This window comes from Pedobacter sp. BG31 (assembly GCF_042464845.1).
GTDB classification, from domain to species: domain Bacteria; phylum Bacteroidota; class Bacteroidia; order Sphingobacteriales; family Sphingobacteriaceae; genus Pedobacter; species Pedobacter suwonensis.
Window position 1 is genome coordinate 82,467 of the sequence record NZ_JBHNZK010000001.1, and the last position, 25,973, is coordinate 108,439.

The following is a 25,973-nucleotide window of genomic DNA, read 5'->3' on the forward strand; positions in this document are numbered from 1 at the left end:
TTTGTAATTATAGAAAAAACAAATCTGAATCAAAAGCAATTATGGACTAAATAAGTATAAAAACACATTATTCATATCAGCTACCAGCCCTGATATTGAAACTTTCTTATAGAAAAGAGTTTAACTTAACCAAGCTGGTAACATGTGCTTTGCGTTTTGCCTGTAAATTTTATCATTTCTGCCCGGGAGAGCCTAAGCAATATTCTCCAGGTACCTTAATACCTCTTCTTTTTTTCTACTGGAAACCTGGATTTTCTCGCCGTTCTCCATTTGAAGATAACCCTCTCTGAAATATTTTTTAACATGAGCAAAGTTAACGAGGTAGGACTGATGACATCTTAGAAAACCGAAGGGAGATAGCAGTCCCTCATAATCTTTTAATCCTTTTGATACCAGTATTTCGTTTGATCCTTTGATCACAAAAGTAGTATATCCTTTATCGCCCTTGCAGAACATAATATTTTCTATAGCAACTACCTCAATGTATTCAAGTGTTTTAAGCGCAATGCGCTTATTGGCCGATAAGCCCTGAGACAGATAGTACTCTTTAGCGATGCTTAGTTGTTGCTCGTCAAATAAATCCTGTTTATGGTGGTGAAAGCATTTATTGATGGCAGAAGTTAGCGATTCATCATCAACTGGCTTAAGCAGGTAACCAAAAGCGCCAAGATTAAGTGCCTGTATCGCATATTGATCATAAGCGGTTAAAAAAATGACCTGGAAATCGGCTGTTCCAATCTGCTCAAAAAGCTGAAAACTATCTCCATCCTTTAGCCTGATATCAGCAAGAATAATTTCGGGCTTTAAAGACGGTATTTCTAAGGCTGCAATAGCGATTTCGGCAGCAGTACCTACCACCTGTACATAATCAATCCGGGTTACAATCTGTAGAATATGCTGCAGTATACGCGGTTCGTCTTCCAGTATGTAAAGTTTCATGTTAGATGTAAATTAATCGTTAATAATCGGAATATTGATTTTGACCAGCACACCACGCTCACCCTTATCTTTTTTGTCGGTAAGCGTAAAACTGGCATTTTGACTAAAACGGCAAAACAATGCCTCAAACCGCTCGTTCAGAATAGTTTGCGCCAAAGATTGTTTTTGCTGATTTCCAGTTGCCTTATCATTATTTAAGCCACAGCCATTGTCATCTATCGTTATTTCAAGCTGATTGTTTTGCTGATAAAAAGAAATTTTAAGCAGCCCTTTATAAGGGATGTTCCTAAATCCATGTTCAATCGAATTCTCGACAAAAGGCTGGATAAGCATAGGAGGAATAAGTGTGGCCTGTGCATCAATCTCTTTCGAAACCGAGATCAGATAGGTAAAAGTATCGGCATACCGCATCTGCTGTAGTAAAAGATAATTATTTAGCGAAGATATTTCCTCCTCAATGACAATAAAATCCTTCCTGTTTTGTTCAAGGATTGCTCTTAGTAAACCTGAAAAAGATTTTAAATACCTTACAGATTCAGATGTATTTCCAGATGAAATCAGGCCTTGCAGATTGGAAATGGCATTAAATATAAAGTGTGGATTAAGCTGTACCTGCAGTAACTTCTGTTCCATAACCAAACGCTGGTTATCGGCCGCAAGAAGCTTGTTCTTATCCTTTAACCGAAGCTGGCGATAAACGATGACGAACAGCGACACGGCGGCCATTGAAATAACCAATACCATAAACATTAACCAGCGTTGTTGATTAATCAGTTTTTCGTTTAGTTGATTACGGCTGTTGAGCTCGTTTATACTCCGGTCTTTTTTTTCTACCTCATATTTTTCATGCAATTCGGCTATTTTTGCGGCCTCTATGGCTTTATTGTTCCTGATTTCAGTTTTATAAAGGGACTCGGCAGCTGCCAGTGCCGATTTATAATCGCCTTTTAACTTATAAGCATCGATCAGGCCCATGTAGGGAGAGGTTTTACGCTTGCGGGAAGGATCTTTTCTTTCCATTTCCATCCCGGCGCGGTAATAAAAAATAGCAGAATCTGGCTGGGCATTTCGTATAAAGGAAGTAGCAAGATTATTGTATGCAATATCATTGAGGTTATTTGTCTTTTTCAAAAAATGAAAGTATATGCGACTTGACTCCAGCGCCTTAGCCGGCTTCATCTGTTTACTGTAAATCTGTGCCTCATTATCATAGGTGCGCGCCAGTGCAAGGCTATCTTTGATATCAACAGCCAGTATACGCGCCTGGTTGTTGTAGTACAACATTTTGTTTAAATCACCAAGCCTTGAAGCCAGCAAAAATGATATATCAAAATACCGTTGTTTAATAACGGAGTGATTTTTATAAGGGTGGGCCACATAATACCTGGCCGCGTATTCCAATGATTTTTGTTCGTTATCGTTCTGATAATAGGCCTGTGCAATTAAATCATAATAACGGTAGGTTAAACGGCTCTTCTGCATTTCAACGGTTTTTAAACCAGATAATATGCGGTTCATGAGCCGGGCTTCTACAATTGATCCGCTGGCTATGGTATTCAAAATAATTGCATTTTCCTTTAACAGTTCAATATCATCATTTTTGTGGTACCCCTTCATTTGCTGATAAGCTGCCAGCGCGCTATCCTTTTTCTTTGCAAGCGAAAATTTTCTTGCCCTAAAATAATGGTAGAAGGGATTTTTTCCCTTTTCAGTTGTTAAAGACAGTATACTATCCTGTCGATTGATGGCCAGCTTTAGCTTGTTAGATCCCGCAAGGGTATCTAAAGAAATGACAAATGAGATCATATCAGCTGTAGATTGCGCTTGAACAGATACCGATTGACCAGTTCCAGTTGCCGCAGGCTTTTGCTTGCACGAAACCAGCCAGAGCATGAAAAGCATAAAAACAGGAATAAAGCGGAACTGAAAAAAAAGATTCATGTTGCTTAATTGATATTTAATTATTTCTCCTAGAATTAAAGCCTAAATATATCAATCGCACGCTTAGCGGAGAAACCTATATCGATATTCGGGAACTTTGAGGTTATATCCGTTGATAAACGCTACTTATTCGATAAAGGGTAAAAGCTGGAAGATCATACTATGATGATATGGAATGAAAATTTACCGCATATAGGTTAATCCTCTTTCTATTCAAGCTTTTACGATTAAATTATTTTAGAAGAATGAAGTCCCCTCTCTTTCAGATATTTTTAACCATCCGAATAACCAGAATTAACGCGCAAAATTTTATAATATGGCCAAGATGCTGCATAATATGTTCTTACAAATTCGCCTATTACATGCTTATGAAACAGGGATATTGCTTTTAAAAGACTTGCAAAAATTAATTAGCCACAGAAATCACGGAGGAGATTAAAATTTTCCGTGTTTTTGTGCTTCCGTGGCAAACATAACGCTTCGACATGTGCAGAAAGAGCCAGAACTAACAGAAAAAAGTTAAAAGCGATTTCCCTGACTTATGAACTAGAATTTTAGTAACACATCGTGCTTTTACTAAGTTTTTAAATATGGTTATCAAGGAAGACTCAATAAATGCAAAACCGATCGAAAATCTAACTGTTTCTCATCAATTTTATAGGCTAAATAAGCACTATATTCAAAAAAATGTTGTTACAAACCAGTTTTTACATAAATTAGTATAACTAAACGAGAATGGTTAAGTGAAGTCTATACCCATTATTGACGAAAAGGCATTATTAATTGAATTAAAGCGTGGAGATAAGATCGCCTTTAAACAATTGTATGAGGTGTATTCGGGCAAACTTGCCAGTAAATTGATTTATCTGTTAAAATCTGAAGAGTTAGCCCAGGATATCTTACAGGATGTATTTCTAAAAATCTGGATCAACCGCGAAATGATCGATACGGAACTGAGTTTTGGTGCATTCCTGTATAAGATTGCTACAAACCTTTCTAAAAATGTAATCCGGAAAAATGTTTACGATCAGCTCATGCGCGATGAGGTGGGCAAGGAAGGAGTTTATCATCCTATGGAAGAAGATGAAGATGCAGAGCAAGCCAAGGCTATTCTAGATCAGGCTATGGATCAGCTCACCGAAAGGCAGCGGGAAGTTTACACCTTACATAAACTGGAAGGGCTCAGTTATCAGGAAATCAGTGAAAAGTTGAATATCAGCCTTTCTGCTATTAATCATCATATCCAAAAAGCCAACAAACAGTTAAAAGCAGTACTGAAATCAAGGTCATTTGAGCTATTTATCCTCCTGCTACCCACCATATTAAAAAAATAATTAACCAAGAGGTGCTATTTTTTCTTTGTCATGTGTATTCTATTTAAAAGGGATGCTTTTTTCCCTAGTTTACCATGAGCAAACCAAACAGAGTTAAGTTTTTATTTGATCAGTACTTAAACAATGTCATCACAGAGAATGAATTGGCAGAGCTTAACGAACATCTTCAAAATAATGAAGATGAATTACAGTTTGATGCTGTAGTTAACGGATACTTTGATTCAGCATCTCACGCTGTTCATCCAAAATCTAAAGCTATTGGAGATTTAGCCTGGAATGCAATCGCTCAGGAAATAGAAAAAGTCCAGCCAAAGGAGCGGAAATTGTTCTCTTCTTTACAATATATAGCCGCAGCTGCAGCCATCTTGATTTTTTTATGCTCTACATTTTTTATTTACAGATCCATTTATCTTAAAGATACTCTTCGAAAAGATATTGCACATGACATACTTCCAGGTACGCACCGGGCAACCTTACAGGCTGCAAATGGGAAAATCTATCAGTTAGATGGCAGTAAGCAGGAAATTGTTGCTGATAAAAATACGATCCGCTACAAAGATGGAGCATTGCTTGAAAAAGAAGATCAGATTCAGAATTTTACTTTATCTACTCCGAAAGGAGGGCAATACAGAATTACTTTAGCAGATGGTACCAAAGTATGGCTGAACGCGGCTTCATCGATATCTTATCCCAGCGCATTTACAGGAAAAGAAAGAAGAGTGATGGTGATGGGTGAGGCTTACTTCGAGGTTGCCCATAATGCTCAAAAACCTTTCATCGTAAAAACCCAGTCGCAGGAAATAAAAGTTTTGGGAACAGCCTTTAATGTTAATGCCTATCAAAATGAAGGGGTAACGGTTACCACGCTTGTCCATGGCCGGGTACAACTCAACAGCCCTGATATTTCAGAACCAGCTTATTTGAATCCTGGAGAACAAGCGGTATTGAACCAAAATGCTTTCCGGATTACTCCTGTTGATGCTAGTTTTTATACAGCCTGGAAAGACGGGGAATTTATATTTAAAGCTACTCCAATTACCGAGGTACTTCGCCAGATCGAGCGCTGGTACAACCTGGATATAGATTACAGCGGTATACCTGAAGATATTCAAATTCATGCCTCCATTCAACGCGACAGACCATTATCAGCGGTACTGTCGGCGATTGAAAAAATTACCAATTTAAAATTCAGTATCGAAGGAAGGAGGATGAAATTGACTAAATAATTTACTAGTAAGGCAAAAACGTGGTAAGGACAAAACTAATCCCAACCGTCGCCTTCTACCTATAAACCAATCAACAACCACTAACTAACCAACAAACTAATCACAATATGAATGATTTCCTTTTTTCTAAGGAGTATAGCGGGCGTATGCCCGGTCATCAAATCAATGGCGGAGCCACTAATACCGATTCTCAGTTCTCTATTCGGTGGATCATCCTTTTACTTTTTGTATTGGCACTTTCATTTTCAAATAAATCGCATGCACAAACCGTAACCTTTGATCTTAAAAATGCATCGATTGTCAGGGCAACAACAGAAATAAGAAAGCAAACCAAGTATGATTTTACCTATAACGACCTTATCCTTAAAAAAGCAAAACCAGTTACACTAAAACTTGTTAAAGAGCCCCTAAACAGCGCATTAAAAAAGTTATTTGCGGGTCAGGATCTTGATTATGAAATCAAAGACCGGATCATCATTATTACGGAAAAGAAAGCAAACGTGGCTAATGGAGCTAATAATAATGGTTTGAACAGCCCGGTAAATGGAAATGTAACCAACGAAGACGGTAAGCCGATGGATGGTGTTACTGTGAGGGTTAAGGGAACAAAGTTCTCTACTCAAACAGATAAAAGCGGTCATTTTACCATTCCTGCCCAATATGCAACGGGCGTGCTTGAAATTAATCACCTGGGCTATTATCATTTGGAAATTCCTGCGCAAAGGGCACGTGTCGTTTCGCTTAAAATCTCTGCATCCGATCTGAAAGACATTCTGGTAAGGACAGGTTATGAGGAAATCGATAGCCGCCAGTTAACCAGTTCAGTCTATACTGTCAAAGCTGAAGATCTTCTTACACCTGGTGTGAATACCATTGATAAATTATTGGAGGGTAGAATACCGGGTTTAATTTCGATGCAAAATTCTGGACAGGTTGGTGCTGCACCTAAACTTAGAATCCGTGGAACATCTACCATTTTAGGTAACCGTGAACCCTTATGGGTGTTAGATGGGATTGTACTTCAGGATCCCGTGAATGTTAATCCACAATCCATCAATGACCTTGACTTTGTAAACTTATTGGGTAATGCCATTGCAGGATTAAATCCCGAAGATATTGATCAGATCGATGTACTTAAAGATGCTTCTGCTACCGCTTTATATGGTGCAAAAGCAGGTAATGGTGTAATTGTAATTACTACAAAAAAAGGCAAACCTGGTAAACCAACTATTTCGTATTCAACCAATGTTACCTTTAACAGGCGCCCACGCTATTCAGACAGAAACATGAACATGATGAATTCTGAGGAACGAATGGATGTATCGAAGGAAATGGTAGAGCGAAGAATGCAATACAACAATGTAACCCAGTTTTCAGGTTATGAGAATGCCCTTCAGCAATATTACAAAGGAACCATCGGTTACGATGAGTTTAAACGCCAAAGTGACTATTATGCCAGTGTAAATACAGACTGGCTAGGCTTGATTACTCAGGATTCCTACTCTCAAAGTCATACTGTAACCTTATCCGGAGGTTCTAACCGTATTAAGTTTTATTCTTCTTTGGGTTATCTAAATGAAAATGGAACCATTAAAGGAGAATATAATAAGCGTTATTCATCAGTAGTAAACGTTACCGCTGATTATGATAATTTTCTGGCTCAAGTAAGCTTTACGGGCAACTATTCATCCAGGAATTATACACCTTCTGATTTAGGTATTATGAACTATGCCTATAATACCAGCAGAACGTTGCCTGCTTACAATCCGGATGGCAGTTATTTTTATTATCCGGTTATCACCCCAGCCACCCAGCTTTTCAATTACAATATCCTAAAGGATAGAGAATACAGCGCTGACCATACTGATTTGCTTGCAAGTAACTTAAAGGCATTATTAAGATTAAAAATTACACCAAAATTTAATGTTGAAGGTACTTTTGCATATGGGATCAGTAATAACGATCAGCAAATTTACTATACAAAAGACTCCTATTACATTGCCAAACTTAGGCAAGACTATAGCTTTAGGTCTGATTTAGCACCTGTAGGAGGTGAATGGACAAAGAAAGAAGTTCGTAATAATAATTATACCGGCCGTTTACAGGCGAACTATGCCACTACATTTGGTGCAGAAAATAGACATTCCCTTACCATTTCAGGCGGTACAGAAATAAAATCAAATGAATATAACGGCTTTGATATTACCAGAAGAGGATATTTCCCGGAGATGGGTGGTTATTTTGATGTTGTGCCGACCACTTATTCAGGCTACTACAACCAATGGATGTCTGATAAGCGCGCTTTAGGGGCATTCAATCGCCAGTTGACCAATGAATTTGCCTGGTATGGTACCACGGGTTATTCTTACCGTAATAAATATATTTTCAATTTTCACATTCGCGGTGAACAATCCAACCTATTTGGAACGCGTTCAAATAATAATTTGCTACCTATCTACGCTTTTTCTGGCAGGTGGAATATGAAAGATGATGTTGCCAGAAATACTTCATGGATCAGTGACCTGGCTTTAAAGGCTTCATGGGGATGGCAAGGAAATATGCTTCCCGGGCAGTCGCCCTATATGATTATCAGACAGAATCTTTCTACTGATCCTTATTACAACTCTACATCCGCAAATATTGTAAACTTTCCAAATCCAGATTTAAGATGGGAGCGTACTTCATCATCCAATATCGCTGTGGATTTTTCTTTGTTTGGCAATAAAGTAACCGGATCAGTCGGTTATTTTTATAAGAGAACTGAAGACGCATTCCTGAGTAAAATCGTGTCTGAAATTAATGGTGTTCAATCTTACATCATCAATAGCGGAACTATAGAGAATAAAGGTGTGGAAGTGGCTTTAAGTGTTACAGCCATTAATAATGTGGGTATGGATAAGTCTAAACGGGGTTTTGTTTGGCGCTTTGATCCACAATTGGGTCAGGTGTTGAATAAACTGATTAACCAGGCCATCAATAACAGAAATAATGTACTTATCGACAATATCAACTACTCCAATTACTTAAGTGGTAATGTCCAGCTCGCTGGTAAACCGATCAATACCTTTTATTCTTACAAATTTAAAGGCCTAAGCCCGGTTGATGGCTCCCCAATTTTTTATGGTTTAGAGAATGATAATTCGGCAGCCTACCAGAAACGCTATTTAAATATGGATAGGCAGGATGTTTATCTGGAGATTATGAGTGAATCAGGCCGTCGTGAACCATTTATTCAGGGTGGCTTATCCAATTACTTTGGGTACAGGAATTTTGGATTATCATTTAACCTTTCCTATTCTTTAGGTAATAAAATCAGATTAATGAAAATTGCTTCAGGTTACGCCAGCACAAGTGCATATCCACAGCAAAATCTGCGTAAAGAATTTGTAGATCGCTGGCGCAGACCAGGAGATGAAAACTATACTAATATCCCAGGTCTTCAGGTAGCTACTAATGGTATCAATCCTTGGTGGTCAAACTATCCGGTAAGCAGTCTTGAATTAGGCGGCAGTGCTTATGATATGTATGATAACTCCGATATCAGATTAGTGAGCGGAGATTATCTAAAATTACAATCGGCATCTTTCCGCTATAATCTCTCCGAATCTTTAACGCGTAAATTGAAACTGAGTTCAGCATATGTTAGTCTCACCGGGACCAATTTATTTACCATTAGCAACAAAATGCTAAAGGGACAAGACCCTACTCAATCGGGTTCTACGCCAAACATCAATTTAACGGTCAGACCAACCTATTCGCTAAGTCTAAATGTTTCATTTTAAATAAAATAAGCTATGAAATATCTTTTAACCCTTTTAGCTTGCCTTTTGCTTCTTAGCTCTTGCAGCAAGTTTTTGGAAGAATATTCTACAGATCAAAAATACCTGGAAACTACCAGTGACGTGAATAAGGTAATGATTGCTGAAGCTTTCATGAATAATGTGTACAGTATTTCGTTATACAATCCGGCAACCATGGGAAATATTGCCTCTGAGACCGACTTTTCTGCCCCATGGCTCCATTTGATGGATGATGACACTGAAGCATTCGTACTTGGCGCTGCTGACAGAGATCAGTCTACGCCGCTTAACATCCTTTCTGGGTTTCACAACTGGGCACAGTATCCGGCAGTTAACATCCTTGGCCTGGCCTGGAATGATGTGATGTGGAAGAAGGTTTACAAACGTATTGGTGCGATTAACGCGTTAATTTATCAGGCTTCAGAAATTGCTACAAAAAATCCGGCCGATGTTGACCTCCGGCATTTACAAGGCGAAGCTTATTTTCTACGTGCATATTATTACTTTTTACTTCAAAATATTTACGGATCTCCTTATCGTAAGGCAAGCGCTGCTACCGATGAAGGTGTGCCATTAAAAATCTCAGAGAAAGTAGAAGATAACTATTTCCAAAGGACAAATAATGAGACCGTGTATAACCAGATTGTTGCAGATCTTGATCAGGCTGCAAATTTCCTTCAAGGCTACAATCCTACAACTAAAATCAGAGTAGGTATTGCTGCGGTTAAGTGTTTACAAAGCCGCGTATATCTATTTACGGAACAATACGATAAGGTATTGCAGGTCACTAACGGTTATGAAAACATGGGTTACAGTATTGTTGATTTAAAGCGTTATGTAGCCAACAGTAACTTTACTTACCGCAGTTCTACAGAAACCATATTTACTATGGGAACAAATTCAATTCCTGTGGTTTTTCCTAATGATTCGTTAGCATCTTATGCGCCTGTAAACCGTCTTGCATCTAGCTTTAAGGCCTCTGATAACTTAATACAGAGTTATAACAATAATGATCTCCGCTTAAATGCCTGTTTTACGCTATCATCGAAAAGCAAAGCATTTCTTCCGGCTAAATGGCGTACCTGGCGAACCTACAATGACCCGGAGCAAGTATCGTGTATTTTTTCTTTCCGTTTACCTGAAATGTTGCTCAACCGCGCAGAAGCGCAAGCCATGCTTGGTGCTGATGGTGAAGCATGGAGTGAAATCCAAAAACTGCAGGCGATGCGCTTTAATAACGGAGGTAGCCAGCAACCCACATCTAACCAGGCATTGGTTAATTTCATTCGCGATGAACGTAGACGTGAATTTTGCTTCGAAGGTCATCGCTGGTTTGATTTGAGGCGATACCAGGTAAATTCGAAATATCCACTTGGTTCAGGTTTTACCATCAAGCATCCAACTTATACCTATGATGCACAAACCAATACTTATACCCGCGCAGGAAATTATGTTTTAAATTCCATAGCTCAGGATGCAGCAAGCTGGCAGGTACCCATCCCTAATTATGCTATAGAATTTAACAGGGGATCGCTAACTAACCCCATTCGCAGTGTTCGTAATGTTCAACCTTAAACTGATCAAAATGAAAAATATTTTATTTGTTGCAGCAGCGTGCTTCACGCTTACGCTGGTTTCCTGCAGAAAAGAACCTTTTACCGAATTTCCGGATTATGATAAAAACTGGTTAGCCATGGAAGATAACCCCAATGATCCGACCATACATGCCAATTATCAGTTTTATCAGGAAACGGGCATTCCCGTATTCGTTAACGATACTATTGGTTCGCAAAAGCGCGTGGATGTTTTTGGCAAAGCCTATACCTACTATGAGGTTTTATCTTTGAGTTATTCGCTTGGTGGTATACCGAGTGGTCCACCTCCCGCAGTGCAATCCTTTACCTATTGCAATAAGGCAGATGTGCCAAATGCACTTACATTTCTAAGGACCGAGATTATGCCGGTAGTTAAGAATAAGATCCATATTCCAAGTATTCTTTTAGTGGAGAACATGAATACGAACGCTTTCGGAACCTATTCTTATAAAGGATTTAATACTGTGGTTATTGCACAGATTTCGAAAATCCCAACCATGAGTGAAACAACCAAGGCTGATTACAAAGGCGCCATATTACGGTCGATGCTTACCAATACCGTATTAGATGCAAAGTATGCCAGTATCCTGGATAAGTTTTATGCTGTTTCCAGAAAATTTGTAAGCGGACGCGATGCTTATGGATTAAACGCTTTCTACCTAAGTGCCAGTTATATTGTGGGTTTACCGGCTGGCACGCCTTACACCTATCAGGCAATCGGTTTTCTTGGGCCAGATACCAGAATTACTTCATCGGCACCGATATCAACCTGGTTGGATGTAAGCATGTACTTAGAAGCTGCCCTGGTAAATACAGATGCACAGTTTAAACAAAAATATGCTGCATACCCTAATATTCTTTTGAAATATGGCTACATCCGCCAAATTTTAAATGATATGGGAATAAATAATTAATACAATACACAAACACCGTTAGCAGGTATTTTCAGCCTGCTAACTTTTAAACAATAACAAACTATAATGAAAAAAACACTAATTTTTTCTGCGATGCTAGCCATATCTGCCTCGTCGTGGTCGCAAACTGCAGTTATTAAAGGAAAATTCCATAAGCTGTTACCAAATGGTAAGGAAGCACAGGATGTACTCTTTTCCAAGCCTAAAGAAGGTGAAATTGAGATTATTCTACCGATGGTAAAAAGCAGACAGGATCAGATCTTCCGTGGAGAGGTGAAGAAAGAAGATTTAAATACAATCCGTTACGTAGGTTTGTATGATGAACAATATGCGGTTTATTTAAAACCTGGTGAGGAACTTAATGTTGATGCTGGTGACGGACAAATTGTTTACTCAGGAAATGTAAATAAAGAAAACCAGGTATTTGCCGATTGGTATAAAATGATAAAGCCATTAAGACGGTACGGCTATACTCAAAATAGCTATAGGTTGCCTTCTGATGGGTACATTAAAATAATTGATTCTTTGAAAGCTCCGGTTGAACAGTTTATTAAAAATATCAACACCGGAAATGCTTCCTTTGATAAACAAGCAAAGTATTTCTTAACCTGGAGTTATAAATATGATGTCATTATTCCTACTGCTTCTGGTTTGAACATCGGAAAGAAAGAAGAATATCCTGAAAGCCTTGTTAAGTTTTATAACGATGAAAAATGGGAAGATGCTAATATCTGGAACCTACCGATGGGTTATCACTATATGCTTTATTTCGCTTTCGTAAAACATATTATTTACGGTGCCAAACAGGGTATGGCTGCAGACTTCCTGATTCCAGAGATTTCCAATAAAGAGTTGAAAGCAAAATTCATCTTGGCACAAGCAGAAAGAGGCGCTATTCAAAACTATGTTCAATACCTGGAAAGAAACGAACAGTTTATGCAAACTAAAGAGCAGCGTGAAAAGATAGCTTTACTCTTAAAAAGAGGCCGTTTACAACAACCTGATGGCCAATCGATGGATTTTGCTTATCCTGATGCGAGCGGTAAAATTCATCGCTTAACCGACAATCTGGGTAAAGTGGTATTGCTTGATCTATGGGCTACCTGGTGTGCGCCATGTTTGAAAGAACAACCGGCATTAGAAGAACTGGAAAAATCATTTGAAGGCAAAAACATTGTATTTATTAGCCTTTCCATTGATACAGACCAAGCCAAATGGCAAAAAATGGTAGAGGAGAAAAAATTATCCGGACTTCACTTGTTTACCAACAACAAAGGATCAATGATCGGCGATTATGAGGTAACAGAAATACCAAGATTTATACTGATTGATCAAAATGGAAAGATGGTGAATTTCCAGGCACCACGACCTTCAGATCCTAAATTGAAAACACTAATCGAATCAACTTTAAGCAACACCCAAACGCTAAAATCCAAATGAAAAAAATAATTATAGGCTTAACCATTTGCCTAAGCATTTTGAGCTGGAAGTCAGTCCATGCTCAGGGCATTAACTTCGAAAAACTGACCATGAATGACGCCTTAAATAAGGCTGGAATTCCTGGCGACGAGAAATTAATACTGATTGATTGCTTCACCAGCTGGTGCATTCCCTGTGCGGAGATGGAAGCTACTGAGTTTCCTAAAAAAATAGCGGGAGATTATTTCAACCCGAAATTTGTATCGGTAAGATTTGATATGGAAAAAGGGGAAGGCAAAGAGATTGCCAAAAAATATAATGTAACCGCATACCCTACTTTCCTATTGTTGAATTTCCAGGGACAGGAAATTAACCGTGTAGTGGGCAAAGCTTCGGCAGAGGAATTTGTAAACAAGGTGAAGGCAGCACTGGATCCGAAAAATTCGATACCTGGACTGAAAGCCGCTTACGAAGAAAAGAAAAGTATGCGTACAGGATTTCCTTACGCATTAGCCCTTTATCAGGCCTCAAAAGATCCTTCTCCGGTTCTTGAAGAATTATTTGATCACTCACAAGATTTTGAAAGGTTCAGTAAAGAGTATCTTGAACTGGCTTTTGGTATCAGTAAGTTCGGTAGTCCTTTCTTCAGAAAAATAATGTTAGAAAAATCGAATATAGATGCTTATTGGGGTACGGAGGTAACCAACAGGATCATCTTCGATAAAATTCGTAAAGATATGTACCAGATTGCCAGTGAAACTGGTGCCAAATACAATATCTTCTATACCCCCAAAGAGGTGGAGGAAGTTGCCTACACCATAGCGTTGTTGAAGTTACCTCAGGATAAACCTGAATCACACATGGGTCGGATCGCTCTTTACGTAGTCAATAAAGACCTGGATGGCTTAATTGCTTATTATAAGCGCAATATTGCGCTTATTCCAAATACAGATGTATTTAAGGGAATTTTAGATGGCATTTTGATGAGGCAAGCTGCTAAAGCAAATGAGACGCAAAAAACCGCAATAAGAGAATATTTTAGTGGGGTGGCGAAAACTTACGAAAAGGAATTTAAGTATTATCAGGGAATGGCTGAACGCATGCAGAAACCAGTAGGCAAATAACCAGGCTACAAATTTTAAAAAAATGTTAGCAATAAAAATACTTAAAAGGAGCATAAACATCACAGCAGGTATATTTTTACTTACTGCTGGTACCACGCATGCGCAAACCTTTACTGACGATGCCAGGATTTTAGCAACGTACCAGAAGTCATTAGATTCGTTATTTCTAAAGGTAAAAAGCGTTACCGCAGAGGATGCTAAAACGCAATTGGCAGAAAATACAAAGGCTATTCCACTAAATTTGGTAAAAACTGATAAAAGGAAAAAAGATGGAAACGAACTCTATGAGCTTGCAAAAACTGCAACGGTAACAGTAGGTATTGCCTATCTTTGTCCGAGATGCAGCAATTCCCACATCAGTGAATCTTCAGGATACGTTATAGATCCGAGCGGCATTGTGGTAACCAATTATCATGTAGCCGCCATGTATGCCAACATCAGCGATGGAAATAAGCCACTAGGACTTACCGTTAGGATGGCTAACGGTAAGATTTATGCAGTAAAGAGTGTGCTCGCCTGTTCTAAGACAAATGATCTTGCAATAATTAAATTGGCTACTGATGGCGAAAAGATTCCTGCTTTACCGCTGGCACAAGCTGGTAAAGTTGGTGATGACGTGTATGTTTTGGGCCATCCTAAGGGCATGCATTACTTTTTCAGCAAAGGTATCGTAACCAATAAATACATGGAAGAAGCCGGTGAAATTAACAAGAAATTTTTCAGGGAAATGATGGCTATTTCTGCAGATTATGCAACAGGATCCAGCGGTGGTCCGGTAATGGATAGCTATGGAAATGTGATTGGTACAGTATCCAATACCAAAATGTTTACCCATAGCGAAATGAACCCTAGTGTACAAATGGTAGTGAAGAATACAGTACCTGTAGAGTCACTATGGAAACTGGTTCGTTCAGAATCAGCTCATTAAAATTTATTGCCACAGTTTTTAGTTTTAACAGTATCAGAATGCCCGTGATTAAAAACCACGGGCATTCTGTTTAATTTAAAAAGAGAATCCATCTATATTTTAGTTGGCTCTATTTTCAAATTGCTCAAAATGCCCTAAATCTGTCTGTAATTGATCCCTTATTTCTCCAACACATCTTTAAATTTGTATGGAAAATTTAAACCAAACCAATGGAAACCTATCATCGTGCGGGACATGAAAAAGTAAACGGCATTAAGATGTACTATGAAATTTATGGCGAGGGCGAAATGCCACTGGTACTGATACATGGTGGCGGTTCAACCATTCAATCCACCTTCGGCAGACTACTTCGGTTTTTAGCAAAATCTGGGCGGATTATAGCAATTGAACTTCAGGCACATGGACGTACCAGCGACCGCAACCAGGCAGAATCTTTTGAGCAGGACGCAAAAGACGTAGTGACTTTATTACATCAGCTAAACATAACTAAGGCCAATTTTCTGGGTTTCAGCAATGGCGGAACAACAACTTTGCATATTGCAGCACACCATTCGGCTGTGGTGAATAAAATTATTGTTATTTCGGCAAACTACCAGCGCGAAGGTTTGATTGAAGGGTTTTACAATGGGCTTGAAAATGCCACCATAGATCATATGCCAGAGCCGCTTAAAGCGGCTTTTTTAGCCGTAAATCCTAATCAGGATGCATTGCAGGCCATGTTTGAGAAAGACAAACAGCGCATGCTTGATTTTGTCGACCTCAGCGACAATGATCTGAGGGGAATTGCCTCCGATGCACTTTTAATGGCAGCAGATAAGGATGTGATCAAACCTGAACATGTGGTTAAAATGTCGAGATTGATTCCGAACGTGCAATTGGTTATTCTGCCAGGCGTGCATGGTGCTATGATCGGCGAAAACCTGAACCCTGGTATAAGCGACAAAACGATAGCGATGACGGCGCATCTGGTAGAGACTTTTTTAAACCAATAATGAAGTGACTAAGAGTGTATTGGGTTTAATGCACCTAAAATTACCCTCTCCTTATTTAGCTTTTGATATCTTTGCGGCATGGAACATGTATTGGATAATCCGATTTATTATGCCCTAACATCTGGGCATAGCCATATCTCAAAAGGCACTGATGAAGTAAAATATTATATCGAAGATATTACTGCGTTTGCCGGGTTAAAAGATAATTCTCAGGAGAATTTAAATACCCTCTATCAAATCAGCCCGCCAGAAAGTATTTTTGTATTTTTTTCTACAACTCCGGTTGAAATACCGGGACAATGGAAATTGTTGAACCAGATTAACATGTTTCAATTTGTTTTTCGTAGCAAAGAAATACCAAAAACAGTTGCAACCGGAATAACAGATCTCGACCTGCAACATGTTACAGAAATGATCAATCTAGTAGAACTGACCAAACCGGGTCCGTTTTTGGCCAAAACCATTGAGCTGAGCAATTACACCGGCATATTTACGGAAGGAAAACTGGCTGCCATGGCCGGACACCGGTTTTTCCCAAGCCCCTATCGGGAAGTGAGTGCCGTTTGTACGCATCCTGATCACTTAGGAAAAGGTTATGCCTATAAAATTTTACAGGAACAGATCAAAAGGATATTACTCCGTGCTGAAATACCCTTTTTGCATGTTAGAAATGATAATGACGGCGCTATTAAACTTTACCGGAAACTGGGTTTTGAAATCAGAACAGATATGATGGCCTACGTAATCAGGAAGGAAGCCTAAGCCAACAAGAGAATGTTTCTAAATAGAAAACTACTTAAAAACTAACATTTCTATGCTGTAGTTTTGTGCCAAACTAGCACATACATGTCAAAAACAAAACTTACCATTAACAATAACGGCTCCGTTAAAATAGAGGGCGATTTCGAGATAGTAGATAAAAACGGGAATGCTTATGGCCTGCAGGGCAGAGAAGTCGTTTCAATCTGCCGTTGTGGTTTATCTAAAAACAAGCCTTTTTGCGATGGCGCCCACAAAGGCCATTTTGAGCATGAAGCTATTGCATTTGATCTTCCACCTAAAAAAGTTTAATAAACAGCATTTAAAAGCATCAATCTTTCCGGGTTGGTGCTTTTTTGTTCCAGGCGCAACAAATCCAGTTTGTAGCTGGGTATAATTCCTCGATAAGGAGTAATTTCATTTTAAAAAATTTTAATTAAAATTCGCTATACATAATCTTAAAATCCTGCATTAGCTAACCATCTCCCCTACTTTTACAGGAACATTTTTCTGCAATTTGGTGTTATGTTGAATAAATAATCTACATCATGGCAAAAGAGAAGAAAAAAAGCAAAAAGAAAAAGGATAAAAAGAAAGGTAAAAAAAAGAATAAGTTAGGCGTTAAAAACTCGTTGGTGAACAACATTAATGCCCGAAAGAAAAAAGGCAAGTCGAGATCAAAAAAGAAATCGAAAATCAGCAAAAAAGCCTACAAAAAAATGCAAAAAGGCTGGAAAAAATAACGTTTGGTGATACTGTTATGACAGCCACCTAAAACTATCCAAACGATACTTATATCCAAAAAGATAGCGATATCCTTAATTAAAGCGTGTAAATTTGCATGATGGAACCAGGAAAACAACACCGCAACAAAGAAACCTGTACGGCAAGTTTAAATGCGGTAAAAGATGCCCTATATGTATTAAATGGGAAGTGGAAGTTTCCGTTAATTATCGCTTTGCAAGATGGCCCCAAGCGATTTAATGAAATACAGAAATCGCTTGGAGAAATTACGCCCAAAATATTATCGAAGGAACTCAAAGACCTCGAGTTAAATGAGTTTCTGGTTCGAAAAGTATTTTCCACCACCCCCGTTACCGTAACTTACGAGCTTACCCCCTATAGCGAATCGCTTGACCGGGTAATTAATGAGCTCAGAGAATGGGGCTTAAAACATCGCGAAAGGCTGGTTAAGAACAGGAAAAACGCACATACCACTGCTGAAACACTGGTTTCCCTTTAAATGTCAACATGAACAATGATCTCCACCTATCGGCCTGAACGAGTAAAAAAGATAATGATAAAATTCAACTATCTTTGTACAAAATAAAATCCATGGCGGTATTACATAAAAAAGAAGAAAAAATCCAGGCAGTGCTAGGTAGGTTGCCTAAAAAATATACAGACGAACAATTTGTAGAAATGTTTATTAAACTCTACTCTAAAGACTGGGGAAAAATTAAATCAGCTTATATTAAGCAATCTCAGGATAAAGAACCGGGAACCATCATCAATATGCCTAAACCAGAGGTGTATTTAAGACAGGTCCTCGCTAACTATCTGAAACAAGATCATACGTCTGAAGCAGTAGAGGCTAAAGAAGAACCTGTTGCTGAGGCACCTGCAACTGAATTAAAAAAATCAAAAACTCCGGCTAAGAAGAAAGCAGAAGCAACTGAAGAATTAACGGTAGAAGTTAAAAAAGCTAAAGCGCCTGCAAAGAAAAAAGCTGAGGTTACAGCAGAAATTCCAGCAGCAGAAAAGATAACAAAAGCAGCAGCAAAAAAGCCTGCAACAAAAAAATAAAAAATATTTTATCTCATATACAATAAATCACCTTTTTGGTTGTTTATATATCTGAGAGCGTTAATTTAGATGACGGGGATAGGTCGGTATGATTTATCCCCGTTTTTTTGGCTTTTTTTCATATCTATTTTTCATTGTCATGCTGAGCCGTGCGAAGCATCTTTCATTTTTAGTATATACCTTACTTCGTTTTTACCTATCCAGAAGTTTTACATCCAATTGTAAACTTTAGCTATTTAATTGGCATATCGGGAAAAGTCGATATACATTTGCATCATGGATCAGGTAGAAATATTTAAAGCCCTTTCGAACAAAACACGTTTACAGATTTTAGGCTGGCTAAAAGAGCCTGAACTACATTTTCCGGAACAGCCAAATGCCGATTTTGAAAATGTTGGTGTTTGTGTTGGTCAGATCCAGATGAAAAGCGGCCTGTCGCAAAGCACCATTTCAGAATACCTGTCCATCTTACAGCGTGCTGATTTAATCAGTTCTACACGACTGGGCCAATGGACTTATTACAAACGCAATAAAGAAGGCTTAAAAAAATTAAGCGATATCATTAATACCGAAATATAATTTAAAATATATGAATACAGATAGTTTATTCAGGCCATTCAGCCTTAAAACTTTGAATATCAAAAATAGAATTGTAATGGCACCTATGACGAGATCATTCTCTCCGGGCGGAGTGCCAACACCTGAGGTTGCAACTTATTATGCAAAAAGAGCGGCCGGAGAAGTAGGCTTAATTTTGTCTGAAGGAACGGTAATTAACCGTCCATCTTCTTCTGCGGATCCAAACATTCCACATTTTTATGGTACAGAAGCTTTAGCAGGATGGCAACAGGTGATTAATGAAGTTCACCAGGCCGGCGGGCAAATGGGTCCGCAAATCTGGCACCAGGGAATTATGGAAAACCATGCATCAGGCTGGGTGCCCAATGCACCTTTTGAAGGCCCTTCAGGTTTTAACAAACCGGGTTTTGAAAATGGTGTACCGATGACGGATGCGGCTATTGCCGATACCATTGCTGCTTTTGGTCAGGCCGCAGCTGACGCCAAGGACTTAGGCTTTGATACGGTTGAAATACATGGTGCGCACCAATATCTGATTGATCAGTTTTTTTGGGATGCTACCAATAACCGAACCGACATTTATGGAGGAAAAACCTTAGCAGAGCGTACCCGTTTTGCCGTTGAAGTAATTAAGGAAGTACGTAAAAGGGTTGGCGAAGATTTCGCTTTGATTATCCGTTTATCACAATTTAAACCCGCTGCTTACGATTTTAAATTGGCTAAAAACGAGCAGGAAATGGAAGAATGGTTAACCCCACTCGCAGAAGCCGGAATTGATATTTTCCATTGTTCGCAACGCCGTTTCTGGGAACCGGAGTTTGAAGGTTCTGACCTGAATTTTGCCGGATGGGCGAAAAAAGTAACAGGTAAGGCCACCATTTCAGTAGGTTCAGTTGGTTTAGATGGTGATTTTTTTGGTGCTTTTGCAGGACAAAGTTCGCAGCCTAGCTCGCTAGATGAATTGGTGCGCAGAATGGACCGTGGCGATTTTGATTTAGTAGCAGTTGGACGTCCGTTGCTAGCAGATCCTAACTGGGTTGAAAAGATTAAACATAACCGCTTGGATGAATTGAAAGGCTTCAGCAAAGAAGCTTTGATGCAACTGGTATAAAAACTATATTTTCTCTTTAAGTTTAAAGCATCTCGAAAGGGATGCTTTTTTTGTTTCTGGTGGTGTCAGATGTTACCATTTGACACACCTCTCAAATATTAATTGTGGAGTTGCGCTCTTTCTAATTTCTTAATACCTTTTTTAGCCAGTCAAATGGTAACATCTAACTGCGCATAAAAATTCTTCTGCCATGGAAATACTGAAGCACGGAATCTTTTTGGATAATTATGAAAGCAATACCTGTAATGCTTCGGTTGCTCCAGCCCCGCCCTTTGCTTAATCCGACTGAAAATTCGGGATAACGCTGTCGGCCGGGTTTATTTCACCTCCGATAGTAGCCATGCCGTAGCCATCTAAACCTAAGGGATCGAAGCGGGATGCCAATTCCTTCCAATTGGCAGAAGCGGGAGCGGGACCACAATTGCCTAAAAGCTTCTGTTACTGCTTTCCAAATAAAATTAAACGACCAAACTTTGTCACCTCAATCAATTCTGTGGGGGCAGATGTTTACATCTGACAAGTATGCAATCTTTATTTCAATTCTTTCGAGAATGCACATCACTAAATGCCGTTTTTATAGATTTAGCTTCGCTGAGCCATCGGGTTCCCGATTCCGTTACACTTTACTCGAAATGACGTGACGAATAGAATTTAAATTTAAATCCCAGTCTTTTTCCATAAATTCACGTCATCAAAAAATTGATTGTCCCATGTCGAACATTAAACTGATTATCGAAGAAAGACCTGCAAATATTGGCAATTTCATGGTTGGCAGACTCCTCCCTTTCCGTGAAAAACGTATGGTTGGGCCATTTTCATTTATTGATCATATGGGGCCTGCTGCAATGAGCGATCATGAAAATCTTGATGTTCCACCCCATCCGCATATTGGTTTGTCTACCTTAACTTTCTTGTTTGAAGGTGAGATTACGCACAAAGACAGTTTAGGATCGGATATTGTGATTAAGCCTGGACAGGTAAACTGGATGACTTCCGGAAGTGGTATTGTACATTCAGAAAGAACCCCTGAATACCTTAGGCATACGGATAAAATGCTTCATGGCCTGCAGATCTGGGTGGCTTTGCCAAAAGCTTTAGAACAGATGGAACCCGAATTTTTCCATGTGGAAGAGGCAGATATTCCGGGCTGGACCCAAGATGGCGTCCATTTTAAATTGATTGCCGGGGAGGCGTTTGGTTATAAATCTCCGGTACCGGTATACAGCCCTTTATATTTTTTAGAGTTAAAGAGTGCTAACCGCCAGAAAGTGAATATTGGCGACTATCTTTTTGGCGAAAGTGCCCTTTATATTTTAGAAGGCGCAATAGAAAGTGACGGACATATCTTCGAACCCCGCCAGATTCTAATTGCCAACGATGCCAGACTCTGTGAATTTACCATGCACGCAAATACCACGGTTTACATTTTCGGAGGTGAACCTTTTCCTGAAGAACGCTTTATTTACTGGAACTTTGTAGCCTCTGATAGGGAGTTAATTGAAAAAGCAAAAATAAAATGGCTGGAACAGACCTTTAAACCTGTACCTGGAGAAACCGATTTTGTGCCTTTACCAGATCCCATCCGCAATATTAAACACTAATTCCTTCTAAACAGATTCATATTTACAGAAATAGCCACGCCTGTTGACGATAACCTGCTATTGCCATAACCGATATCGGTTAACGGAATTTTCATAAAAGGTTTAGCGCTAATGCTTAAATTATGATTGATTTTGTGCTGAAACTCTATACCAACATTGGCTATACCTAAATAATGCTGGTTCGCATTTTTTACTTCGAAATTTTGCGGACCCTGATAAGTGCCGTTGTACGAAAAGCTATATTTTTCTTTTAACATTAAATAACTCGATAAACCTGTACTTACAGAAATAGAATTATGGCGGTTATCAAAAACTTTGTAATTTAAATTGATCGGGATATCCAATACGTCACAATTGGCATGGATGTTTGATGGTTTTATGCTGAATACATAGTTTGTGTTGGGCTTGTATAAGCTAAAATCCGAATCGTAAATTTTCTTTGCATAAGATGCCCCTGTAGTAACACTCAGTTTTTTTGTTAGGATAACGGTCGCTTCTATGCCCAAACCTCCACTTAGGCTACTTTGCCCTGATTTTTGTACGCTGGTTAAATCGGGCGCAGCCAGAATACTTAATATCAATCGCGGTTTCTTCTTAAAAACAGGATCTTTAATTTTTTCCACCCTAGCCTGAGCAGGCTCAAACACCAGGTTTTGTTGTTCAAATGCTATTGGTTCGCGCTCAGTATTTATTTTCGGTTTATAAATTACATCAACTAATTGGTTACTGTTATCACCGCCGGTTTCCATAGCTTTTAGTGAAGTGGACCGTGTTTCAGCGCCTTTTTGCACATTAGTGGCTTTTTCTGTATCATCATGACCAGCCAATAAACTTCCTTGTCCATTTCCGGCAGAACTATTTTCATCTGCTGGCTTTTTAACCAGCTCTTCTTTGTCATTTAAAGGCTTACCGGCATTATTGTTTTTTTCTATCTTGGTTTTAACCTGTCTGTTTTTGGACTGATCAGCATCGGGTTTAACCAACAAATACACCACTAGCAACATGGCCGCTATCCCGGCTACAGCAGTTAGCCATATTATCGGTACTGTTCTCCTTTTGGGTGATGGATGCAACCTTTCCTCCAGATTATCCCAATCTAAATCATTAAAAGGAAGGTCGGGATTTTCCAATCCATCCTTAAATAATTTATCTATATCTTTTCCCTCTTTCATTGCATATTTGTATTTAACCTTACCTGTAAAAGGTTCCTGTCTACCTCCGAACTTCTCACCTGGTAAGTGTTCGTCTCCGTAGCTTTTAACATTTCCTGTAGTTTTTGCCTTGCCTTAAACAGGTTAGATTTTGATGTACCTACCGATATTCCCAACATTTCGGCAATTTCTTCATGCGTATAGCCGTCTATAGCAAAGAGGTTAAATACGGTACGATAGCCTGGACTTAGTTCTTGCACCAGCGCCAATAAATCCTGATAAGCCAGCTTATCATATATAGAACTTACCTCCGCTACATATTCATGATCGGTAACATCCACATGATCTGCAAATTTAAGATTGGCACGATAGTAATCGATAGCAGTATTGGTTATAATGCGCCCAAGCCAGGGCAAAAAAGCTTTGGTAGGTTCATATTTGGCAATGTTCTTAAACGCTTTAAAAAAACCATCGTTCAAAATTCCCGCAGCATCTAACCGATCATTTGCATAACGCAAACAGATACCCATAGCAAAGCTGTAGAAATGTTGATATAGTGCTTTCTGACTATCTCTTTCATTTCTAATGCAGCCTTGAATATACTTTTGTATAAGAATATCTTCTTTGTCGCGCTTAGCGGTCACAATTCTCCTTTCAAAACACATTACGATCAGGAGCAACGAAAGGTTGCTTCAAAATCAATCCTTTTTTAAAATATCTGTTATTATTCATTTTGGCTTAAAAACCTTCGTTATGGAAGCAACCATTTAAAACCTGTGGGCGTAATAGCAGCATATCAATTTTTATTAAAGTTAAAACTTAAAACAAAATCTTATGCTAATCTACTTAAAAAGAAATCTATTGGCTGTACTTTGTATAGCTGTAGTATTTACTGCCTGCAAAAAAAGCAATTCAGATGAGCCAACAACTCCGCCAAACAATAACAATAAAGGAATCCAATTGGCAAGCGATGCCAAATTCGGCACTGTATTAACGGATAAAGACGGTAAAACCTTATATTTTTTTGCTAATGATGCCGCAGGAGTACCTACTTGTACAAATGGTTGTGAAACCAACTGGCCACTTTATTACAGTACCGATGCCAGTACAGATTTAAACCTGAATAAGGCAGAAGTAGGCGAGGTTACCCGTACAGATGGGCGTAAACAAAGTACTTACCGTGGTTACCCACTTTATTATTTTGCCGGCGATGCTGCTAAAGGAGACATTAAAGGCGACGGCGTTGGCGGGATCTGGTTTGTGGCAAAACCTGATTATTCGTTGATGTTGGCCAATGCACAACTGGTAGGGGCTGATACCAAAACCTATACCAGTACTTATGTGGAGGGAACTGGACTCACCAAATACCTTACTGATGCATTTGGCAGAACACTTTACGCCTTTGCTCCCGATAAAAACGGATTAAATACTTATACAAAAGGCACAACACAAGAAGGAATCTGGCCAGTTTATACTTCTGAAATACAGAATGTTCCATCTGTAATGGCAAAAACAGACCTGGGTGTAATCACAGTAGCCAGCGTGAATAAAAAACAACTTACCTACAAAGGATGGCCATTGTATTGTTTTGCATCCGATACCAAAAGAGGCGATAATAAAGGAATTACTATCCCGGGATCGGCAGCTCCGGGATCAGTTTGGCCTTATGTTTCGACCACAACCACGGTTGCTCCGGCACAATAAAATATTTGGGGTTGAGCAAATAGAATGGTCGGCTGTGTTTTTACAGCCGGCCTTTTATACCTCTAGTAAGGCTTGTTTAATTTTTTCGGCTGCTTCAGCCAATTCCTCATTGCTTGGCTTTAACTTTTCTTTGCTGAAATTCATATCACTTACATTATTCATCGGGATTAAATGAATATGTGCGTGCGGCACTTCCAATCCGATGACCGAAACGCCTACTTTTTTGCATGGAAAAGCTATTTTTACACCTTTTGCTACAATTTTAGCAAACATCCACAAACCAACATACAAGTCTTCCTCCATATCGAAGAGGTAGTCTACTTCAATTTTTGGGATAACCAGCACATGGCCGGCAGTTAGTGGCGAAACATCTAAAAATGCTAAATATTCTACAGTTTCAGCAACAACATGAGCAGGAATTTCGCCTGCAACGATTTTAGAGAAGATAGTCATGAGGTGGAAGGTTAAAGGGTGGAAGGTGTAAGGTTTTTAGAGCGGAGTGTAGACCTTAAGCCTTAAACCCTCCGCCTTCTACCTTATCTTGATATTTCTAAAACTTCAAATTGCATTTTGCCTGCAGGCACTTCAATTTCAGCAAGTTCTCCTACCGATTTTCCCAATAAGCCCTGTGCAATGGGCGATTTCACCGAAATCTTTCCGGTTTTTAAATCGGCTTCACTCTCTGCCACCAATTGGTAGGTCATGGTTGCCCCATTTTTAACATTTTTTATTTTTACAATAGATAATGCCAGTACCTTCGATAAGTCCAAACGCGACTCATCGATCAAACGTGCATTTGCCAATGTATTCTGTAATTTAGCTATTTTAGCTTCGTGCAGCCCCTGCGCTTCTTTTGCGGCATCGTATTCCGCATTCTCCGATAAATCACCTTTATCCCTTGCTTCTGCAATTGCTTTAGATATTAGCTGACGACCGGTGGTAGTTAAATAATGAACTTCCTCTTTTAATTTATCTAACCCTTCTTGGGTGTAGTAGGTTACCTCTGTCATTGCTCTATTAATTTTGTTCAAACGCTATAAAAAACAAACA

Annotated in this window: 24 protein-coding genes; 18 read left to right on the forward strand and 6 right to left on the reverse strand. The window is 39.0% G+C overall.

What is annotated here, in order from left to right; genetic code table 11:
• Positions 1 to 192 precede the first annotated feature (192 nt).
• Both ACFE6N_RS00395 and ACFE6N_RS00400 read right to left on the reverse strand, forming a co-directional pair.
• A complete protein-coding gene (locus ACFE6N_RS00395) occupies positions 193 to 939 on the reverse strand; it encodes a LytR/AlgR family response regulator transcription factor (RefSeq protein ID WP_378932634.1) in 747 nt (248 codons plus the stop codon).
• 12 nt (positions 940 to 951) lie between these two features.
• Complete coding sequence (locus ACFE6N_RS00400; RefSeq protein ID WP_378932637.1) at positions 952 to 2,880, reverse strand: histidine kinase; 1,929 nt, start codon at positions 2,878 to 2,880, stop codon at positions 952 to 954.
• Positions 2,881 to 3,623: 743 nt separating this feature from the next.
• Here ACFE6N_RS00400 and ACFE6N_RS00405 point away from each other — a divergent pair.
• The 17 genes from ACFE6N_RS00405 (at position 3,624) to ACFE6N_RS00485 (ending at position 22,068) form a co-directional block, all read left to right on the forward strand.
• Positions 3,624 to 4,214 carry an RNA polymerase sigma factor gene (locus ACFE6N_RS00405; protein ID WP_090984511.1) on the forward strand — a complete coding sequence of 197 codons (591 nt, stop codon included), beginning with the start codon at positions 3,624 to 3,626 and terminating at the stop codon, positions 4,212 to 4,214.
• A gap of 74 nt (positions 4,215 to 4,288) precedes the next feature.
• The gene (locus ACFE6N_RS00410) at positions 4,289 to 5,440 is read left to right on the forward strand and encodes a FecR family protein (RefSeq protein ID WP_378932640.1); all 1,152 of its coding nucleotides are present in this window, start codon (positions 4,289 to 4,291) and stop codon (positions 5,438 to 5,440) included.
• A 107-nt stretch (positions 5,441 to 5,547) separates the two neighbouring features.
• Positions 5,548 to 9,222, forward strand: a complete 3,675-nt coding sequence (locus tag ACFE6N_RS00415; protein WP_378932643.1) for a SusC/RagA family TonB-linked outer membrane protein — start codon at positions 5,548 to 5,550, stop codon at positions 9,220 to 9,222.
• A gap of 12 nt (positions 9,223 to 9,234) precedes the next feature.
• On the forward strand, positions 9,235 to 10,815 hold the full coding sequence (locus ACFE6N_RS00420; protein ID WP_378932645.1) for a RagB/SusD family nutrient uptake outer membrane protein: 1,581 nt from the start codon (positions 9,235 to 9,237) through the stop codon (positions 10,813 to 10,815).
• A gap of 10 nt (positions 10,816 to 10,825) precedes the next feature.
• The gene (locus ACFE6N_RS00425) at positions 10,826 to 11,749 is read left to right on the forward strand and encodes a hypothetical protein (RefSeq protein ID WP_378932648.1); all 924 of its coding nucleotides are present in this window, start codon (positions 10,826 to 10,828) and stop codon (positions 11,747 to 11,749) included.
• Between the two features lie 66 nt (positions 11,750 to 11,815).
• Positions 11,816 to 13,189 carry a TlpA family protein disulfide reductase gene (locus ACFE6N_RS00430; protein WP_378932651.1) on the forward strand — a complete coding sequence of 458 codons (1,374 nt, stop codon included), beginning with the start codon at positions 11,816 to 11,818 and terminating at the stop codon, positions 13,187 to 13,189.
• Positions 13,186 to 14,292 (forward strand): thioredoxin family protein, encoded by a 1,107-nt coding sequence (locus ACFE6N_RS00435; protein ID WP_378932654.1) that lies wholly within the window; start codon positions 13,186 to 13,188, stop codon positions 14,290 to 14,292. The genes ACFE6N_RS00430 and ACFE6N_RS00435 overlap by 4 nt, the downstream gene beginning before the upstream one ends.
• Before the next feature lie 22 nt (positions 14,293 to 14,314).
• A complete protein-coding gene (locus ACFE6N_RS00440) occupies positions 14,315 to 15,220 on the forward strand; it encodes a serine protease (protein ID WP_378932657.1) in 906 nt (301 codons plus the stop codon).
• Positions 15,221 to 15,429: 209 nt separating this feature from the next.
• Positions 15,430 to 16,212, forward strand: coding sequence for an alpha/beta fold hydrolase (locus ACFE6N_RS00445; protein WP_378932660.1), 783 nt, complete (start codon positions 15,430 to 15,432; stop codon positions 16,210 to 16,212).
• A 78-nt stretch (positions 16,213 to 16,290) separates the two neighbouring features.
• Positions 16,291 to 16,974, forward strand: coding sequence for a GNAT family N-acetyltransferase (locus ACFE6N_RS00450; RefSeq protein WP_378932663.1), 684 nt, complete (start codon positions 16,291 to 16,293; stop codon positions 16,972 to 16,974).
• A gap of 84 nt (positions 16,975 to 17,058) precedes the next feature.
• Complete coding sequence (locus ACFE6N_RS00455; RefSeq protein WP_090984530.1) at positions 17,059 to 17,283, forward strand: CDGSH iron-sulfur domain-containing protein; 225 nt, start codon at positions 17,059 to 17,061, stop codon at positions 17,281 to 17,283.
• A 236-nt stretch (positions 17,284 to 17,519) separates the two neighbouring features.
• The gene (locus tag ACFE6N_RS00460; RefSeq protein WP_090984532.1) at positions 17,520 to 17,714 is read left to right on the forward strand and encodes a hypothetical protein; all 195 of its coding nucleotides are present in this window, start codon (positions 17,520 to 17,522) and stop codon (positions 17,712 to 17,714) included.
• Between the two features lie 101 nt (positions 17,715 to 17,815).
• Positions 17,816 to 18,214: a winged helix-turn-helix transcriptional regulator gene (locus ACFE6N_RS00465; RefSeq protein ID WP_378932666.1), complete on the forward strand. Its 399-nt coding sequence runs from the start codon at positions 17,816 to 17,818 to the stop codon at positions 18,212 to 18,214.
• A gap of 92 nt (positions 18,215 to 18,306) precedes the next feature.
• Positions 18,307 to 18,777 carry a hypothetical protein gene (locus ACFE6N_RS00470; RefSeq protein ID WP_378932669.1) on the forward strand — a complete coding sequence of 157 codons (471 nt, stop codon included), beginning with the start codon at positions 18,307 to 18,309 and terminating at the stop codon, positions 18,775 to 18,777.
• A gap of 276 nt (positions 18,778 to 19,053) precedes the next feature.
• On the forward strand, positions 19,054 to 19,356 hold the full coding sequence (locus ACFE6N_RS00475; protein WP_378932671.1) for an ArsR/SmtB family transcription factor: 303 nt from the start codon (positions 19,054 to 19,056) through the stop codon (positions 19,354 to 19,356).
• Positions 19,357 to 19,366: 10 nt separating this feature from the next.
• Positions 19,367 to 20,467, forward strand: coding sequence for an NADH:flavin oxidoreductase (locus ACFE6N_RS00480; protein ID WP_378932674.1), 1,101 nt, complete (start codon positions 19,367 to 19,369; stop codon positions 20,465 to 20,467).
• Positions 20,468 to 21,177: 710 nt separating this feature from the next.
• The gene (locus tag ACFE6N_RS00485) at positions 21,178 to 22,068 is read left to right on the forward strand and encodes a pirin family protein (RefSeq protein ID WP_378932677.1); all 891 of its coding nucleotides are present in this window, start codon (positions 21,178 to 21,180) and stop codon (positions 22,066 to 22,068) included.
• Here ACFE6N_RS00485 and ACFE6N_RS00490 read toward each other — a convergent pair.
• Positions 22,065 to 23,240: a hypothetical protein gene (locus ACFE6N_RS00490; RefSeq protein ID WP_378932680.1), complete on the reverse strand. Its 1,176-nt coding sequence runs from the start codon at positions 23,238 to 23,240 to the stop codon at positions 22,065 to 22,067. The two genes, ACFE6N_RS00485 and ACFE6N_RS00490, sit on opposite strands and share 4 nt — an antisense overlap.
• The gene (locus ACFE6N_RS00495; protein WP_244950880.1) at positions 23,237 to 23,863 is read right to left on the reverse strand and encodes an RNA polymerase sigma factor; all 627 of its coding nucleotides are present in this window, start codon (positions 23,861 to 23,863) and stop codon (positions 23,237 to 23,239) included. The genes ACFE6N_RS00490 and ACFE6N_RS00495 overlap by 4 nt, the downstream gene beginning before the upstream one ends.
• A 190-nt stretch (positions 23,864 to 24,053) precedes the next feature.
• On the opposite strand from ACFE6N_RS00495, the gene ACFE6N_RS00500 reads away from it, so the two are divergent.
• A complete protein-coding gene (locus tag ACFE6N_RS00500) occupies positions 24,054 to 24,923 on the forward strand; it encodes a hypothetical protein (RefSeq protein ID WP_378932683.1) in 870 nt (289 codons plus the stop codon).
• Positions 24,924 to 24,977: 54 nt separating this feature from the next.
• Here ACFE6N_RS00500 and ACFE6N_RS00505 read toward each other — a convergent pair whose 3' ends face one another.
• On the reverse strand, positions 24,978 to 25,376 hold the full coding sequence (locus ACFE6N_RS00505) for an HIT family protein (protein ID WP_378932686.1): 399 nt from the start codon (positions 25,374 to 25,376) through the stop codon (positions 24,978 to 24,980).
• An 83-nt stretch (positions 25,377 to 25,459) separates the two neighbouring features.
• On the reverse strand, positions 25,460 to 25,933 hold the full coding sequence (gene greA, locus ACFE6N_RS00510; protein WP_090984552.1) for a transcription elongation factor GreA: 474 nt from the start codon (positions 25,931 to 25,933) through the stop codon (positions 25,460 to 25,462).
• Between the last annotated feature and the right edge of the window lie 40 nt (positions 25,934 to 25,973).

What these genes read in the sequence shown, in the direction of transcription:
- ACFE6N_RS00400 (WP_378932637.1), bottom strand. Translation starts at nt 2,880, where the DNA reads ATGAATCTTTTTTTTCAGTTCCGCTTTATTCCTGTTTTTATGCTTTTC.
- ACFE6N_RS00415 (WP_378932643.1), top strand. Translation starts at nt 5,548, where the DNA reads ATGAATGATTTCCTTTTTTCTAAGGAGTATAGCGGGCGTATGCCCGGT.
- ACFE6N_RS00425 (WP_378932648.1), top strand. Translation starts at nt 10,826, where the DNA reads ATGAAAAATATTTTATTTGTTGCAGCAGCGTGCTTCACGCTTACGCTG.
- ACFE6N_RS00500 (WP_378932683.1), top strand. Translation starts at nt 24,054, where the DNA reads ATGCTAATCTACTTAAAAAGAAATCTATTGGCTGTACTTTGTATAGCT.
- ACFE6N_RS00410 (WP_378932640.1), top strand. Translation starts at nt 4,289, where the DNA reads ATGAGCAAACCAAACAGAGTTAAGTTTTTATTTGATCAGTACTTAAAC.
- greA (WP_090984552.1), bottom strand. Translation starts at nt 25,933, where the DNA reads ATGACAGAGGTAACCTACTACACCCAAGAAGGGTTAGATAAATTAAAA.
- ACFE6N_RS00485 (WP_378932677.1), top strand. Translation starts at nt 21,178, where the DNA reads ATGTCGAACATTAAACTGATTATCGAAGAAAGACCTGCAAATATTGGC.
- ACFE6N_RS00480 (WP_378932674.1), top strand. Translation starts at nt 19,367, where the DNA reads ATGAATACAGATAGTTTATTCAGGCCATTCAGCCTTAAAACTTTGAAT.
- ACFE6N_RS00445 (WP_378932660.1), top strand. Translation starts at nt 15,430, where the DNA reads ATGGAAACCTATCATCGTGCGGGACATGAAAAAGTAAACGGCATTAAG.
- ACFE6N_RS00505 (WP_378932686.1), bottom strand. Translation starts at nt 25,376, where the DNA reads ATGACTATCTTCTCTAAAATCGTTGCAGGCGAAATTCCTGCTCATGTT.
- ACFE6N_RS00450 (WP_378932663.1), top strand. Translation starts at nt 16,291, where the DNA reads ATGGAACATGTATTGGATAATCCGATTTATTATGCCCTAACATCTGGG.
- ACFE6N_RS00435 (WP_378932654.1), top strand. Translation starts at nt 13,186, where the DNA reads ATGAAAAAAATAATTATAGGCTTAACCATTTGCCTAAGCATTTTGAGC.
- ACFE6N_RS00470 (WP_378932669.1), top strand. Translation starts at nt 18,307, where the DNA reads ATGGCGGTATTACATAAAAAAGAAGAAAAAATCCAGGCAGTGCTAGGT.
- ACFE6N_RS00420 (WP_378932645.1), top strand. Translation starts at nt 9,235, where the DNA reads ATGAAATATCTTTTAACCCTTTTAGCTTGCCTTTTGCTTCTTAGCTCT.
- ACFE6N_RS00455 (WP_090984530.1), top strand. Translation starts at nt 17,059, where the DNA reads ATGTCAAAAACAAAACTTACCATTAACAATAACGGCTCCGTTAAAATA.
- ACFE6N_RS00395 (WP_378932634.1), bottom strand. Translation starts at nt 939, where the DNA reads ATGAAACTTTACATACTGGAAGACGAACCGCGTATACTGCAGCATATT.
- ACFE6N_RS00440 (WP_378932657.1), top strand. Translation starts at nt 14,315, where the DNA reads ATGTTAGCAATAAAAATACTTAAAAGGAGCATAAACATCACAGCAGGT.
- ACFE6N_RS00460 (WP_090984532.1), top strand. Translation starts at nt 17,520, where the DNA reads ATGGCAAAAGAGAAGAAAAAAAGCAAAAAGAAAAAGGATAAAAAGAAA.
- ACFE6N_RS00490 (WP_378932680.1), bottom strand. Translation starts at nt 23,240, where the DNA reads ATGAAAGAGGGAAAAGATATAGATAAATTATTTAAGGATGGATTGGAA.
- ACFE6N_RS00465 (WP_378932666.1), top strand. Translation starts at nt 17,816, where the DNA reads ATGGAACCAGGAAAACAACACCGCAACAAAGAAACCTGTACGGCAAGT.
- ACFE6N_RS00430 (WP_378932651.1), top strand. Translation starts at nt 11,816, where the DNA reads ATGAAAAAAACACTAATTTTTTCTGCGATGCTAGCCATATCTGCCTCG.
- ACFE6N_RS00475 (WP_378932671.1), top strand. Translation starts at nt 19,054, where the DNA reads ATGGATCAGGTAGAAATATTTAAAGCCCTTTCGAACAAAACACGTTTA.